The 15,090-nt window shown below is 73.2% G+C and carries 14 protein-coding genes; 6 read left to right on the top strand and 8 right to left on the bottom strand.

Annotated elements, in window-relative coordinates; all coding sequences use genetic code 11:
• Window positions 1-26: 26 nt before the first annotated feature.
• On the bottom strand, window positions 27-284 hold the full coding sequence (locus PVK37_RS01870; protein WP_275031936.1) for a hypothetical protein: 258 nt from the start codon (window positions 282-284) through the stop codon (window positions 27-29).
• Window positions 285-444: 160 nt separating this feature from the next.
• Here PVK37_RS01870 and PVK37_RS01865 point away from each other — a divergent pair, with 160 nt between their 5' ends.
• The gene (locus tag PVK37_RS01865) at window positions 445-1,749 is read left to right on the top strand and encodes a cell division protein PerM (protein ID WP_275031935.1); all 1,305 of its coding nucleotides are present in this window, start codon (window positions 445-447) and stop codon (window positions 1,747-1,749) included.
• 131 nt (window positions 1,750-1,880) lie between these two features.
• On the opposite strand, the gene PVK37_RS01860 is transcribed toward PVK37_RS01865, so the two are convergent.
• Complete coding sequence (locus tag PVK37_RS01860) at window positions 1,881-2,480, bottom strand: DUF4190 domain-containing protein (RefSeq protein WP_275031934.1); 600 nt, start codon at window positions 2,478-2,480, stop codon at window positions 1,881-1,883.
• A 29-nt stretch (window positions 2,481-2,509) separates the two neighbouring features.
• Window positions 2,510-2,800 carry a CD225/dispanin family protein gene (locus tag PVK37_RS01855; RefSeq protein WP_275031933.1) on the bottom strand — a complete coding sequence of 97 codons (291 nt, stop codon included), beginning with the start codon at window positions 2,798-2,800 and terminating at the stop codon, window positions 2,510-2,512.
• Window positions 2,801-3,032: 232 nt separating this feature from the next.
• Here PVK37_RS01855 and purN point away from each other — a divergent pair, with 232 nt between their 5' ends.
• Together purN and purH are read left to right on the top strand one after the other, a co-directional pair.
• On the top strand, window positions 3,033-3,653 hold the full coding sequence (purN, locus tag PVK37_RS01850) for a phosphoribosylglycinamide formyltransferase (RefSeq protein WP_275031932.1): 621 nt from the start codon (window positions 3,033-3,035) through the stop codon (window positions 3,651-3,653).
• A complete protein-coding gene (gene purH / locus PVK37_RS01845; protein ID WP_275031931.1) occupies window positions 3,650-5,224 on the top strand; it encodes a bifunctional phosphoribosylaminoimidazolecarboxamide formyltransferase/IMP cyclohydrolase in 1,575 nt (524 codons plus the stop codon). The genes purN and purH overlap by 4 nt, the downstream gene beginning before the upstream one ends.
• Window positions 5,225-5,282: 58 nt before the next feature.
• Here purH and PVK37_RS01840 read toward each other — a convergent pair whose 3' ends face one another.
• Window positions 5,283-6,884 (bottom strand): peptide ABC transporter substrate-binding protein, encoded by a 1,602-nt coding sequence (locus PVK37_RS01840; protein ID WP_275031930.1) that lies wholly within the window; start codon window positions 6,882-6,884, stop codon window positions 5,283-5,285.
• Window positions 6,885-7,135: 251 nt separating this feature from the next.
• Between PVK37_RS01840 and PVK37_RS01835 the strand changes: the two genes are divergently transcribed.
• The 3 genes from PVK37_RS01835 (at window position 7,136) to PVK37_RS01825 (ending at window position 10,516) form a co-directional block, all read left to right on the top strand.
• Window positions 7,136-7,993: a bifunctional methylenetetrahydrofolate dehydrogenase/methenyltetrahydrofolate cyclohydrolase gene (locus PVK37_RS01835; protein WP_275031929.1), complete on the top strand. Its 858-nt coding sequence runs from the start codon at window positions 7,136-7,138 to the stop codon at window positions 7,991-7,993.
• Between the two features lie 196 nt (window positions 7,994-8,189).
• Entirely contained in the window at window positions 8,190-9,140 is a 951-nt protein-coding gene (locus tag PVK37_RS01830) for a malate dehydrogenase (protein ID WP_275031928.1), read from the top strand.
• A gap of 158 nt (window positions 9,141-9,298) precedes the next feature.
• Window positions 9,299-10,516 carry an NADP-dependent isocitrate dehydrogenase gene (locus PVK37_RS01825; protein ID WP_275031927.1) on the top strand — a complete coding sequence of 406 codons (1,218 nt, stop codon included), beginning with the start codon at window positions 9,299-9,301 and terminating at the stop codon, window positions 10,514-10,516.
• Window positions 10,517-10,766: 250 nt separating this feature from the next.
• Here PVK37_RS01825 and galT read toward each other — a convergent pair whose 3' ends face one another.
• The 4 genes from galT to PVK37_RS01805 form a co-directional block, all read right to left on the bottom strand.
• Window positions 10,767-11,840: a galactose-1-phosphate uridylyltransferase gene (galT, locus tag PVK37_RS01820; protein WP_275031926.1), complete on the bottom strand. Its 1,074-nt coding sequence runs from the start codon at window positions 11,838-11,840 to the stop codon at window positions 10,767-10,769.
• Window positions 11,837-12,661: a DeoR/GlpR family DNA-binding transcription regulator gene (locus tag PVK37_RS01815; RefSeq protein WP_275031925.1), complete on the bottom strand. Its 825-nt coding sequence runs from the start codon at window positions 12,659-12,661 to the stop codon at window positions 11,837-11,839. Before PVK37_RS01815 ends, galT begins: the two co-directional genes overlap by 4 nt.
• Before the next feature lie 146 nt (window positions 12,662-12,807).
• Complete coding sequence (gene cysC / locus PVK37_RS01810) at window positions 12,808-14,337, bottom strand: adenylyl-sulfate kinase (protein WP_275031924.1); 1,530 nt, start codon at window positions 14,335-14,337, stop codon at window positions 12,808-12,810.
• A gap of 87 nt (window positions 14,338-14,424) precedes the next feature.
• Window positions 14,425-15,033, bottom strand: coding sequence for a DM13 domain-containing protein (locus PVK37_RS01805; RefSeq protein WP_275031923.1), 609 nt, complete (start codon window positions 15,031-15,033; stop codon window positions 14,425-14,427).
• Window positions 15,034-15,090: the final 57 nt, after the last annotated feature.

Below are 15,090 nucleotides of genomic sequence, written 5' to 3'. Positions count from 1 at the left end.
GGTCGGCCCCCTCCGCTGCGTGCCGGTCAGCGCCAGCCCGGGTAGTTGCCGGTGGCGCGCAGGATGGCGCTGCCGATGATGTTGATCACGCCGAAGGCGATGGCCAGCCAGCCGAGCACCTGGGACTGACCGAAGCGACGGGCGTCCCGGATCGACAGATAGCCGAAGATGATCCCCAGGATGCCGCAGCAGAGCAGGCCGAAGATGATGCCGAGCACACCCCAGAGCGTGGTGCGGTCCCTGCCAGCGGCGGCGGGCGGGGGCGGAGCGTAGGGAGCGGACACGGCATCCTCCGTACGGTCGGGGGACGCGACCGCGGAAGGCCGCGCCTGCGCCGAGGCTAAACCGCCGGAACCGTCCGGGGCGGACGGATCACCGAACTCGCCACGATCCGACGGCTTATCGGACTGCCACCGCCCGCCCGGCGTGCCAGAGTAGAACGCGATGTCCGCCATCACCCCTGATCAGCCCCGCCGTCCCGCCGGTGTCGACGCCGACACCCGGCCGCGTCGTCGCGCCGGCCCCCGGCCGCCGGCCCGGCGGCCCGAGCCCCGGTCCGGCCGGGCACCGCTCGTCGTCGCCGCCACGGTCGCGGCCGGCTGGGCGGCCGTCACCTCGTACCTGCCGGTCGTCGTGGTGCTCGGCCTGGTCCAGTGGAGCGAGGACGCCGGCTCCCCGGGCGGGGCGCTGCGCGCCGGCCTGGCCGGCTGGCTGCTCGGCCACGGGGTGCCGCTCGACACCGGCGCCGGCCCGCTCGGTGTCGCCCCGCTGGCGTTGACCGCCCTGGTGGTCTGGCGGTTGACCCGGGCCGGGGTGCACACCACCCGGGCACTCGGCGCGCGCGGCAGCCGGGACGTCCGGCCCGCGTTCGTCGCAGCCGGCGCGGTCAGCCTCGGCTACGCGCTGCTCGGCGTACCCGCCGCGCTGCTCGCCGGCCCCGGGGCCGCTCCGCTACGGGCCGCGCTGACCCTGGGCGTCGTGGCGGCGCTGGCCGCGCTGGCCGGCGCGCTGCGTACCACCGGAGCACCGGCGGCGCTGGCCCGCCGGGCGCCCGCCGTGCTGCGGGACGGGGTACGCACCGGGCTGGTCGCCGGCCTGCTGCTGGCCGGTGCCGGGGCGGGCGCCGCCGGGCTCGCCATCGCCACCGGGGGCGGGGACGCCGCCGACATGATCGGCGCGTACCGGACCGGGGTCGCCGGCCAGGCCGGCATCACCCTGGTCAGCCTGGCGTACGCGCCGAACGCGGCGATCTGGGCGACCAGCTACCTGCTCGGTCCCGGCTTCGCCGTCGGCACCGACACGGCGGTACGCACCAGCGAGGTGTCCGTGGGCGCGCTGCCGGCGGTCCCGTTGCTCGCCGGCCTGCCCCGTGGCCCGGTCGACGGGGCCGGCACACTGCTGCTCGCCGTGCCGGTGCTGATCGGGATGGCGGCCGGCTGGCTGCTCGCCCGCCGCCTGCTGCGGCTGGCCGGCGACGAGCGGACCCCGCTGCCCTGGGCGGCGCTGCTCGGCTCGGCGGCGCTGGCCGGCCCGGTGGCCGGGCTGCTCCTCGGCGCGGTGGCGGCGTTCTCCGGCGGGCCGCTCGGTGGCGGCCGGCTCGCCGAACTCGGCCCGGTCGCCTGGCAGGTGACCGCGGTGACCACCGCGGTCCTGACGGTCGGCGCGCTGATCGGCGCCGCCGCCGCCCGCACCTTCAGCCGCCCGGACCCACGTGCCCTCAGCCGCCCGGAGCCGCCGGCCCGGCCGTGAGGCCCGGAGTCGCCGGCTGTGCCCCGGCCGGCGGAACCCGGCGGGAGCACCGCTCGGAAGCGGCCGGTACGGCGACGGGGTGTCCGGCAGCATGCCGGACACCCCGTCCGCGGATCGCCGCTGCCGGTCGCTCAGGACAGGTTCAGCGTGTTCAGGTTGAGCGCGACGCCGAGGATCGCGTTGGCGATCCCCAGGACGATGCCGACCGCACCGGTGATCAGTGCGGCCTTGGCCTGGCCCGGGTTGTTGGCCAGCCCCTGGTCCGCCTTCTTCTGGCCCATCACGCCCAGCACCACCCCGGCGACACCGAGGATGATGCCGAGGAAGGCGCAGCAGATGGCGAAGACGATCGAGGCGATGCCGGCGATCATCCCGATCAGACCGAGGTTGTTGTTCTGCGGCGTCGGGCCGAACCCGCCGTACTGGCCGACCGGGTAGCCCGGTGCCGCACCGTACGGCTGCTGCGGCTGCTGCTGCGCGTACGGATCGGGGTACTGCTGTCCGTACGGCTGTCCCGAGGTGGGCTGCTGGCCGTACGGGTCGTGCGGCTGCTGGCCGTACGGCTGTCCGTACGGCTGACCCGAGGTGGGCGGCTGCCCGTACGGGTCGTGCGGCTGCTGACCGTACGGTGCCTGCGGCGGCTGGGCGTACGGGTCGGAGTACTGCGGCGCGGTCGGGTCCGGTGGCGGCTGCTGGCCGTACGGGTCCTGACCGGGGTTACCGGGCTGCATGCGGGCTCCTTGGTTGGGCTGGGGACGACTCAGACGGTCGAGTTGGCACCCATGATCGACCCAAGGCCACCCAGCAGGCAGCAGACGAGGGCGATGGCGTACCAACCGAGACCGACGATGAGGGCCCACTTCGACCACTTCTTGCTCTCGGCCGCGGCGGCCTGCGCGCCAGCGTAGTCACCCTGCTGGACCAGCGGGTTGACCTTCGAGGCGTTGATCAGGGCGGGGATGGCCAGCGGCCAGAACAGGAAGATGGCGACGATCGACATCGTCATGTTGTTGTCGATCTGGGGCGGCTGCGAAGGGTATCCGGGCTGCATCGGTTTGCACTCCTTGATCAGGTGACCCGGACGACGGCGGTGTGACGTGCAGGGATGCCACCGGCGGCGGATCGAGTATCGAGCGTCGGCAGAGTACCCGTTCGGTGCGACTTCCGGGTGCTCGGCGGGCTGCCGTCCCACCGGAAAGGCGGGTCGGGGCCACCGGAAAGGCCGGCCGGGGGAGGTGCCGGCCTGCGGAGGGCCCTCGCCGGTTGCCCGATAGGGTGACCTGGTGACCGAGCCCGCGTCCGCCGCCCGCATCGTCGTCCTCGTCTCCGGTTCCGGGAGCAACCTCCAGGCGTTGCTCGACGCCACCGCCGATCCGGCCTACGGTGCCCGGGTGGTCGCGGTGGGCGCCGACCGCGACGGCATCGCCGGGCTGGACCGGGCCGCCGCCGCCGGGGTGCCGACCTTCGTCGAGCGGGTGAAGGACCACCCGGCCCGCGAGGACTGGGACGCCGCGCTCACCGCCCGGGTCGCGGAGCACCGCCCGGACCTGGTGGTCTCGGCGGGTTTCCTGAAGCTCGTCGGCCCGCGTTTCCTGGCCGCCTTCGGCGACCGTTACCTGAACACCCACAACACCCTGCTGCCGGCCTTCCCCGGCATCCACGGCCCCCGGGACGCCCTCGCCTACGGCGTGAAGATCACCGGGGCGACGCTGTTCTTCGTCGACGCGGGCATGGACACCGGGCCGATCGTCGCCCAGGTCGCGGTGCCGGTCCTCGACGACGACGACGAGGAGTCGCTCACCGAGCGCATCAAGTCCGCCGAGCGGCGGCAGTTGGTCGAGCAGGTCGGCCGGCTGGTCCGCGACGGCTGGACGATCACCGGAAGAAAGGTCACTGTTCCGTGAGTACCCCCGACGACGGGCGCCGGCCGATCCGGCGGGCGCTGGTCAGCGTCTACGACAAGACCGGCCTGGTCGACCTGGCCCGGGCCCTGCACGCGGCCGGGGTCGAGATCGTGTCGACCGGCAGCACCGCGGCGACGATCGCCGGGGCCGGTGTGCCGGTGACCGCCGTCGAGTCGGTGACCGGTTTCCCGGAGATCCTCGACGGTCGGGTGAAGACCCTGCACCCGGCGATCCACGGCGGCCTCCTGGCCGACCTGCGCAAGGACACGCACGCCGGCCAGCTCGACGAGCACGGCATCGTCGGCATCGACCTGCTGGTGTCCAACCTGTACCCGTTCCAGGCCACGGTCGCCTCCGGGGCGGGCGTCGACGAGTGCGTCGAGCAGATCGACATCGGTGGGCCGGCGATGGTCCGGGCCGCCGCCAAGAACCACGCCTCGGTCGCCGTGGTGACCGACGTGTCCGCGTACCCGAGGGTGCTGGCCGCCCTGGAGACGGGCGGCTTCACGCTGGCGCAGCGCCGCGCGCTGGCGGCCCGCGCCTTCGCCGACATCGCCGAGTACGACGTGGCCGTGGCGAACTGGTGCGCCACCCGGCTCACCCAGGAGGAGGACGCGGACTGGCCGGCCTTCACCGGGCTGGGGCTGCGCGCCCAGCGGGCGCTGCGGTACGGCGAGAACCCGCACCAGCGGGCCGCCCTCTACACCGCCCCGGATGCCCCGGCCGGGCTGGCCCAGGCCGAGCAGCTGCACGGCAAGGAGATGTCCTACAACAACTACGTCGACGCGGACGCCGCCTGGCGGGCCGCGAACGACTTCGCCGACCAGCCGGCCGTGGCGGTCATCAAGCACGCCAACCCGTGCGGCATCGCGGTCGGCGTCGACGTGGCCGAGGCGCACCGCAAGGCGCACGCCTGCGACCCGGTGTCCGCGTACGGCGGGGTGATCGCGGTCAACCGGCCGGTCACCGTGGCGCTGGCCGAGCAGGTCAAGGACATCTTCACCGAGGTCCTGGTGGCCCCCGGGTACGAGCCCGGCGCGGTCGAGGTCCTCCAGACCAAGAAGAACCTGCGGCTGCTGCGGGCCCCGGCCTGGACCCCGCCGCCGGCCGAGTGGCGGCAGGTCGGCGGTGGCGTACTGGTGCAGCTCGCCGACCGGGTGGACGCCCCCGGCGACGACCCGGCCGCCTGGCGGCTGGTGGCCGGTGACCCGGCCGACGACGACCTGCTGCGCGACCTGGTCTTCGCCTGGCGGGCGGTCCGCTCGGTGAAGAGCAACGCGATCCTGCTCGCCGCCGACGGGGCGACCGTCGGGGTGGGCATGGGCCAGGTCAACCGGGTCGACTCGGCGCACCTGGCGGTGAACCGGGCCGGCGCGGACCGGGCCAAGGGCGCGGTGGCCGCCTCCGACGCGTTCTTCCCGTTCGCCGACGGCCTGAAGGTGCTGCTCGACGCCGGGGTGCGCGCGGTGGTCCAGCCGGGCGGCTCGATCCGCGACGACGAGGTGATCGCCGCCGCCGCCGAAGCCGGCGTGACCATGTACCTCACCGGCACCCGGCACTTCTTCCACTGACCGTCCGGGACGGGGCCGCCGCGACCCGGCGGCCCTGTCCCCACGGCCCGGTCTCACCTCACCCGGCTCGCAGGGCCTCGATGGTGAGCAGGTCGACCCGGTCGAACAGGTCCATCTCCACGTTCCGGACCTTCGTGGAGTGCCCGAAGACGTTCTGCCCGTGCCGCAGCGGGATCACCGGCAGGTCCCGGGCCAGCAGGTCCTCGGCCTGCTGGTACCGGCGGATCGCCGCCTCCCCGGTGGTCGCGCGGGTCCCCTCGGCGAGCAGCCGGTCGAACTCCGGGTTGGCGTACCCGTAGTAGTTGGCCGAGCCGGTGCTGCCGTACAGCGGGCCCAGGTAGTTCTCCATCGACGGGTGGTCCATCACCCAGCCCATCCGGAACAGCCCGACGTGTTCCCGCCGGTCGACGGCGGTCAGCAGGTCCGCGAAGCGGGGCACCGCGCTGGCCACGCACTCGACGCCCAGGTTCGCGGTGAGCTGCGCGCAGGTCGCCCCGATCCAGGCCGCGTGCCCGCCGTCGGTGTTGTACGACAGCTCGATCCGGGCCGGGCCGCCGGCCTCCTCGTACAGCTTCCGGGCCGCCGCCGGGTCGTACCGGCCGGCTTCCCCGATGGTGTCCGCCCGGTAGCCGGCGACCACCGGCGACACGAACGAGCGGGCCGGCGGCTCCGAGCCCTTGAAGACCGACTCGCTGATCCCGTTCCGGTCGATGGCCATCGAGATGGCCCGCCGCACCCGGGGGTCGGCGAACTCCGCCTCGAAGGTGGGGAACGCCAGCACCTCCAGCGACGAGGCGGGACTCCGCTTGAACCGGTCGCCGAGGTCGTCCCCGGCGCTGCCGAGCCGTTCGGTCGGGATGTTCTTGATCACGTCCAGGTTGTCGGAGAGGACGTCCGCGTACGCGGCGCTGGGCTGCTGGTAGATCCGGAAGTCGACGCCGGCCACCCGGGGCTGCCGGCCGGGGAAGGCGTCGTACCGTTCGACGGTGATGCTGGCGTCGTGCTGCCAGCTGCCCTTCATCCGGAACGGCCCCTGCCCGATCGGGGCCTGCTCGTATCCGGGGTCGAGCACGCCCGGCGCGGTGAACGCCGCCTTCGGCAGCGGGTAGAACGCGGTGTAGCCGAGCATGCTGCGGAAGTCGGCGTACGGCTCACCGAGCGTCACGGTGAAGGTCAGGTCGTCGACCCGGGCCAGCCCGCGCAGCGTCCGGGCCTTCGGCCGCTCGCCCTGCAACTGGGCGTACCCGAGGATCTTCTCGAAGAAGTAGCTGCTGTTCTGCTCGTTCGGCCCGTACGCGCCGTAGTTCCACGCGTCGAGGTAGTTGTCGGCGGTGACCGGCTCACCGTTGTGGAAGGTGTAGCCGTCCTTGAGCCGTACCGTCCAGACCCGGTTGTCGGCCGAGGTGACCGACTCGGCGGCCACCTCGTACGGCCGGTTCTGCGCGTCGTAGTCGACCAGCGGGCTGAACAGCGCGCTGAGCACCTGGGACCCGCTGGTCTCGACGGTGTGCGTCGGGACCAGGTGCTGCGGCTCGGCGATCTCGATACGTACCGTTCCGTCGGGGTCGGCCCGGCCGGCGGTGTCCGCGTCGCCGCAGGCGGTCAGCGCCAGAGCCAGCACCAGCGGGACGGTCCAGGCGGTCAGCCCGCGTACCTGCATTGCGTCTCCTCGTCGTTCGCGCCCGCGTTCGGTGGCCGTCGGTGTCGCCCGCGTCCCGTGGACGTCGTTCGCGCCCGGGTCTGGTGGACCCGGGCGCGTGGGGGAACCTAGGCCATCCGACCTGCGAACGTGACGGAGGGTGAGCAATGCCACGTCCCGTGCCCGGTCCGGTGCCGGGGCGTCACCGCAGGTCAGCGCCGGGTGGCGCGGGTCGGCGGAACGGCGGCTGCCGGGCGTGAGACGATCGGGACGTGACGGCGACGATCCTGGACGGCAAGGCGACCGCGGCGGAGATCAAGGACGAGCTGCGGGTACGGGTCAAGGCACTGGCGGAGCGGGGCATCACCCCCGGGCTGGGCACGGTCCTGGTCGGGGCGGACCCGGGCTCCCAGGCGTACGTCAACGGCAAGCACCGGGACTGCGCCGAGGTGGGCATCGCCTCGATCCGGCGTGAGCTGCCCGCCGACGCCACCCAGGAGCAGGTGGACGCGGTGCTCGCCGAGCTGAACGCCGACCCGGGCTGCCACGGCTACATCGTGCAGCTTCCGCTGCCGGGCCACCTGGACACCCAGCGGGCGCTGGAGCTGATCGACCCGGACAAGGACGCCGACGGCCTGCACCCGGTCAACCTGGGCCGCCTGGTGCTCGGCTACGACGGCCCGCTGCCCTGCACCCCGCGCGGCATCGTGGAGCTGCTGCGCCGGCACGACGTGCCGCTGCGCGGCGCGAACGTGGCCGTGGTGGGCCGGGGCAACACGGTCGGCCGGCCGCTCGGTCTGCTGCTCACCCGGCGCAGCGAGAACGCCACCGTCACGCTCTGCCACACCGGCACCCTCGACCTGGCCTCGCACACCCGCGCCGCCGACATCGTGATCGTGGCCGCCGGGGTGCCGGGGCTGCTCACCGCCGACATGGTCGGCCCCGGCGCGACCGTGGTCGACGTGGGCATCACCCGGGTGATCGGCGCGGACGGCAAGGGCCGCTACACGGGCGACGTCGACCCGGAGGTGGCCGAGGTGGCCGGCAAGGTGGTGCCGATGCCCGGCGGGGTGGGCCCGATGACCCGGGCGATGCTGCTGACCAACGTGGTGGAGCGCGCCGAGCGGTAGCGGTCCCGGCCGACGGGGCCACAGAGGAGGACGGGCCGCGCGGGCCGGGCGGTGGCTCCGGCCCGGGAACGGCCCGTCCCGGCCCGGTCGCGCGGTCGGTGCCGACTACGTCATATGCGTCCGCCCTCGCCCTGCTCGGTGTCACCATGACTGATACGGTCCGGAAAACCGACTGGTAGCAGGGAGTGGGACGACCATGGGTAAGAAGGTCACTGTCGTCGGGGCCGGCTTCTACGGCTCCACCACCGCACAGCGCCTGGCCGAGTACGACGTCTTCGACACCGTCGTGATCACCGACATCGTGGAGGGCAAGCCCGCGGGTCTGGCCCTGGACCTCAACCAGTCGCGGGCGATCGAGGGCTTCGAGACCAAGGTCGTCGGCGTCACCACCGGCCCGAACGGCGAGGGCTACGAGGCCATCGAGGGCTCCGACGTGGTCGTGATCACCGCCGGCCTGCCCCGTAAGCCGGGCATGAGCCGGATGGACCTGCTGGAGACCAACGCCAAGATCGTCCGGCAGGTCTCCGAGAACGTCGCCAAGTTCGCCCCGAACGCCGTGGTGATCGTGGTGTCCAACCCGCTGGACGAGATGACCGCGCTGGCCCAGCTCGCCACCCAGTTCCCGAAGAACCGGGTGCTCGGCCAGGCCGGCATGCTGGACAGCGCCCGGTTCAGCAACTTCGTCGCCGAGGCGCTCGGCGTACCGGTGAAGTCGGTGCGGACCCTCACCCTCGGCTCGCACGGCGACACCATGGTCCCGGTGCCGTCCCGCAGCACGGTGGACGGCAAGCCGCTGCGCGACGTCATGCCGGCCGAGCAGATCGAGGACCTGGTGGTCAAGACCCGCAACGGCGGGGCCGAGGTGGTCGCCCTGCTCAAGACGGGTTCGGCGTACTACGCCCCGTCGGCCGCCGCGGCCCGGATGGCGAAGGCCGTCGCCGAGGACTCCGGCGAGGTCATGCCGGTCTGCGCCTGGGTCGACGGCGAGTACGGCATCTCCGGCGTCTACCTGGGGGTCGAGGCCGAGCTGGGCGCGGAGGGTGTCAAGCGGGTCGTGGCGACCGACCTGGACGCCGACGAGCTGGCCAGCCTGAAGGAGGCCGCCGAGGCGGTCCGCGCCAAGCAGAGTGACGTCGCCAACATGTGACATCCCGGTCCACCGGGTATTCAGGGCCCGCCGCCACGGATCTCCGTGGCGGCGGGCCCTGCTCCGCTTCGCCGATCGCGAGGCCCGGGTGGGGCGCGCCGCGCCATGGCAGTACGCTCGTACTGCTTGAGCATGTCCCCCGAGAGGAGCGCCGGCCGATGGCGAAGATCAAGGTTAACAACCCGGTCGTGGAACTCGACGGCGACGAGATGACCCGGATCATCTGGAAGCAGATCCGAGAGCAGCTGATCCTGCCCTACCTCGACGTCGACCTGCACTACTACGACCTGTCGATCCAGTACCGCGACGAGACCGACGACCAGGTGACCATCGACGCCGCCAACGCCATCAAGGAGCACGGCGTCGGTGTCAAGTGCGCCACCATCACCCCCGACGAGGCCCGGGTCGAGGAGTTCGGCCTGAAGAAGATGTGGCGCTCGCCCAACGGCACCATCCGGAACATCCTCGGTGGCGTCGTCTTCCGTGAGCCGATCATCATGTCCAACGTGCCGCGGCTGGTACCCGGCTGGACCAAGCCGATCATCATCGGCCGGCACGCGCACGGCGACCAGTACAAGGCCACCGACTTCGTGGTACCCGGCCCCGGCACGGTCACCATCACCTACACCCCGGCCGACGGCGGCGAGCCGATGGAGATGGAGGTCGCCAACTTCCCCGGCGGCGGCATCGCCATGGGCATGTACAACTTCGACGAGTCGATCCGGGACTTCGCCCGCGCCTCGTTCCGGTACGGCCTGGACCGCAACTACCCGGTCTACATGTCGACCAAGAACACCATCCTCAAGGCGTACGACGGCCGGTTCAAGGACATCTTCGCCGAGGTGTTCGAGAACGAGTTCAAGGCCGAGTTCGACGCCGCCGGCCTCACCTACGAGCACCGGCTGATCGACGACATGGTCGCCGCCGCGCTCAAGTGGGAGGGCGGGTACGTCTGGGCGTGCAAGAACTACGACGGTGACGTGCAGTCCGACACCGTCGCGCAGGGCTTCGGCTCGCTCGGCCTGATGACCTCGGTGCTGCTCTCCCCGGACGGCCGCACCGTCGAGGCGGAGGCCGCGCACGGCACCGTCACCCGGCACTACCGGCAGTGGCAGAAGGGCGAGAAGACCTCCACCAACCCGATCGCCTCGATCTACGCGTGGACCCGGGGCCTGGCCCACCGGGGCAAGCTGGACGGCACCCCGGCGGTCACCGAGTTCGCCAACACCCTGGAGCAGGTCATCGTCGACACCGTCGAGGGCGGCCAGATGACCAAGGACCTGGCGCTGCTCATCGGCCGGGACGCCCCGTGGCTGACCACCGACGAGTTCATGAACGTGCTGGACGAGAACCTGGCCCGCAAGCTCGGCGCCTGACGTACTCCGCGAGCAGGGGCCCCGGGGCGACCCGGGGCCCCTGCTGTGTCGGCGCGGGCCGCGTCACCTCCGCCCGGCGCGCCTCGTTGAACCGTGCGGACGGTGATGCCAGTCCCGTCCAGGGAGGTTGACCTGACGTCGCCCGCCATGTGTGGACGCCGGTCAGCCAGCCTTCCCGGCTGTCGCGTGCAGCCAGCCGTCCCTTCCCAGCGGGGGGCCCTGTCCCGGGCCCCCCGCGCCCTGCGTCCCGCTAGCCGGCGCGGAGCAGGTCGGCGGCGCGTTCCGGGGCGATGTCGTTGATGAAGACGTCCATCCCCGACTCCGAGCCGGCCAGGTACTTCAGCTTGTCGGCCGCCCGCCGGATGCTGAACAGTTGCAGATGCAGGTGACCCAGCTCCCGGTCGATCCGCACCGGCGCCTGGTGCCAGGCCGCGATGTACGGCATCGGCAGGTCGAACAGCGCGTCGAAGCGCCGCAGCAGGTCCAGGTAGAGCGGGCCGAAGGCGTCCCGTTCGGCGTCGCCGAGCGCCGGCAGGTCCGGCGCCGGCCGGTGCGGGGCGACGTGCACCTCGAACGGCCAGCGGGCCGCCGCCGGCACGTACGCCGTCCAGTGTTCGTTGGCCGCGACCACCCGGTCCCCGGCGGCCCGTTCGGCGGCGAGCACGTCGGCGTAGAGGTTGCCGCCGGTGCGGTCGTGGTGCCGTCGGGCGGCGGCGAGCATCTTGCGGGTCCGGGGCGTGACGAACGGGTACGCGTAGACCTGACCGTGCGGGTGGTGCAGGGTGACGCCGATCTCGACGCCCCGGTTCTCGAAACAGAACACCTGCTCGACGCCGGGCAGCGCGCTCAGCGCGGCGGTCCGGTCGGCGAGCGCGTCGACGACGGTACGGACCCGGCCCGGCGGCAGGCTGGCGAACGCGGCATGGTGGTCGTCGGTGAAGCAGACCACCTCGCACCGGCCCAGCCCGGGACGGATCTCGGTGAACGGGGTGACCGCCGCCGGCTCGTCGGCGATCCGCTGGCTCAGCGCCGGGAAGCGGTTCTCGAAGACGGCCACGTCGTAGCTGGCCGCCGGGATCTCGCTGAGCCGGTCGGCGGTGGACGGGCAGAGCGGGCACTGGTCGGCCGGCGGGAGGAAGGTCCGGGTCTGGCGGTGCACGGCGACCGCCACCCACTCGTCCAGCAGCGGGTCGTAGCGCAGCTGCGAGGCGGGCGGGGGAGGGGGCAGTTCCCGCCGGTCCGGTGCGTCCCGGACGGCGTCGTCCTGTTCGTCGAAGTAGATCAGCTCGCGGCCGTCGGCCAGTTTGGTGACCGTACGCTTCATGCCGGTGTCCCTTCCGTCGCCGTCGCGGTTCCCGCCCGGCCGCCCGCCGACCGGGCCACGACGATCAGCTCGCCCACCTGTTCGCCCAGCACCCGGCGGCCCTCCTCGGGCAGCCGGTCGTCGACGACCACCACGTCGGCCCGGCTCAGTTCCCCGATGGAACAGAGCCCGACCAGGCCCCACTTGGTGTGGTCGGCGAGCACCACCAGCCGGTCGGCGGCGGCCATCAGCGCCCGGTTGGTCTCCGCCTCCATCAGGTTCGGGGTGGTGAAGCCGGCCCGTTCGCTGATCCCGTGCACGCCGAGGAAGAGCAGGTCCATGTGCAGGGAGTGGATGGCGGCGACGGCGAGCGGCCCGACCAGCGCGTCGGACGGGGTGCGCACCCCGCCGGTCAGGATCACCGTCTGGTCGGACCGGCCGCCGCCGTGGAAGACCTCGGCGACCCGCAACGAGTTGGTCACCACGGTCAGCCCGGGTACGTCGACCAGCCGGCGGGCCAGCTCGGCGGTGGTGGTGCCGGCGGAGAGCGCGACGGCCGCGCCGGGGCGGACCAGTCGGGCGGCGTGCGCGGCGACGGCGGCCTTCTCGGCGAGCTGCCGGACCGATTTCGCGTCGAAGCCGGGTTCGTCGGCGGCCGAGGGGCCGGTCACGGTCGCCCCGCCGTGCACCTTCGCCAGCAGACCCTGGGCGTGCAGGGCGTCCAGGTCGCGGCGGATGGTCATGTCGGAGACGCCGAACTCGGCGGCCAGTTCGGTGACCCGGACGCCGCCGGTGGCCCGGACCCGGTCCAGGATGGCCGCCTGTCGCTGCCGCGCCAGCATCTCCGCCCCCCACTCCCCGATAACTCCGACGCTGTCGAACGTGTTCCAACAAAGATGAACACTAGCGCGGGCGGGCCGGCCAGGGGAAGACGACGGCCGGCCCCGCCCTCCAGGACGTGACCGGCCGTGACGTTCGACCCGACGGATCAGGCGGGCTGGAGCCGGGGTTCCACCCAACCGGACTCGGTCAGCAGCCCCAGCACCCGCTGCACCCCCTCCTCGATCGAGATCTTCGAGGTGTCCAGCACCAGATCCGCGTCGGTCGGCTCCTCGTACGGGTCGTCGATGCCGGTCATGCCGGTCAGCAGGCCGGCGCGGGCCCGCGCGTACAGGCCCTTGCGGTCCCGCTGTTCGCAGACCTCCAGCGGGGTGGCGACGTGCACCAGCACGAACCCGGCCCCGGCCGCCTCGGCCATCTGCCGGGCGTTCGCCCGCGCCTGGGCGTACGGGGCGATCGGGCAGCAGATCGCCAACCCCCGGTGCCGGGCGATCTCGGCGGCCACCCAGCCGATCCGTCGGACGTTGAGGTCCCGGTCGGCCCGGCTGAACGTCAGCCCGGCGGAGAGTTCCCGGCGCACCACGTCCCCGTCGAGCAGGGTGATGGTCCGGTCCCCGGCCTCGCGCAGCGCGTCGGCCAGCCCGGACGCGATCGTCGACTTGCCGGACCCGGAGAGCCCGGTCAGGAAGACCACCACGCCCCGGTGCCGGCGCGGCGGCCTCGCCCGGGTCAGCTCCTTCGCCACCGCCGGCGGGGTGTGCCACTCGGGCAGCGGGAAACCCCGGTCCAGGTGGTCGTCGATCTCCTCGGGGGTGAGCGCCAACCGCCGGTTACGGGGCGGGATGTCGTCCCGCCAGCGCCACTGCCCGTCCCGGTTGTCGTAGGCCAGCTCCCGGGGGACCACCACCTTCAGCCCGGCGCCGGAGAGCGTCTCCCCGGCGGAGAGCAGGTGGGTCACCCCGTACGCGGCGGAGACCCGGGCGCGCAGCAGCGCGTCGCTGATCTCGTCCCGTCGCCGGGCCATCGGCACGGTGACCAGGGTGGCCGGGGGCATCCGGTCCCGGGCGGCGAAGATCGTCCGGACCAGCGCCTCGGGCGCCAGCCCGCCGGTGGCGTCCTCACCGACCGGGATCATCACCAGCAGGTGCGCGCCGAGCGTGCGGGTGGTGTGCGCGATGTGGGCGAGCTGCGGCCGGTGCAGCGGCCGGTCGGCGATCACGCCGAGCACCCGCCCCGGTGGCAGCAGCGCCCGGATCTCCTCCGGGGAACGGCGCAACCGCTGGAACGGCGCGTGCCCGCCGTCGCCGAGCCGCTTCACCGGGCCACCCAGCCCGGCCATGCCGTCCCGGGTCGGCCAGACGTCCTGCACGTCCAGCGCGGCCAGCGGGGCACCCTCACCGTCGGTGAGCACCAGCACCCGGGCCTCCGGGTCGCCCGGCCGCAGCCCCTCGGCCACCGCCGCCGGCACCTGGAGCGTCACCGGCACCGGCCACGACGTCCCGTCGGCGAGCCGTCCGCGCCGGCTCAACGAGGTGAGGTCGGCGCGGGTCAGGAACCCCTCCAGCGGCGCGTACGCCCCGCTCACCAGCAGCTCCAGGTCGGCCAGCTCACCCGGACGCGGTGTGTACACCGGCGCGTCCCGGAGCACGTCGTCGGGCAGCACCCAGCCCTTGCTCATCACACCCCCCACTCGCTGACCGGCACACAGTTTCGCAGCCGACCGGCGATCGGTCGAGAGTGCCACCCTACGATCGTCGCCGATCGATCAGCCGGCGGCGTCCAGCGGGGCCGCCCCGAACGACACCGAGAACCGCTTGCACCAGACGGAGACGCTGGTCAGCGTGCTGAGGTCGACGTCCGGTGGGATCGGGTACGCCTGGTCGCCCCGGTTCCCCTTCAACCGGCCGAGTTCGATCCATCGGCCGTCGTCGAAGACCCGCCAGCCGGCCACCCCGGAGCGGACCGGCTGGTCGGTCAGCCACACCCGCAGGTCCGGCCCGTTCGAGGTGTCCAGGCCGACCAGCTCCAACCGGTGCGTACCATCCGGCAACCGGACGATCCGGGCGTCCCCCGAGGTCGCGTGCTCGTGGGTGACGAAGCTGCCCCGGCGTACCAGGACCGGCCCGGTGGAGGCGGCGGACGGCGACCCGCCCGGAGTGGCCGCGCCCGACGGAGCCGGGCCCGACGGCGCGGCGGTGCCGGCCATGCCCGACGGCGACGGCGCGGCCGTGCCGACCGCGGAGAGCGACTCGGCAACCTCGGTGTCGGTGACCAGCTTCCACGGCTGGAACCAGTACAGGCCGAACGCCGCCCCGGCGGCCAGGACGGTGACGGCGACCCAGGTCGCCGGGGTACGCAACAGACGAGCGAACATGATCGAAGTCTGCGGCACCGGGCCGCCGGACGGCAGCCGTCCCGGCGTTACGAAAGG

Origin of the sequence: Micromonospora cathayae (assembly GCF_028993575.1) — a bacterium.
GTDB lineage: Bacteria > Actinomycetota > Actinomycetes > Mycobacteriales > Micromonosporaceae > Micromonospora > Micromonospora cathayae.
The sequence above is the reverse complement of the archived record's forward strand: the minus strand, read 5'-3'. Positions and strand labels throughout refer to the sequence as shown.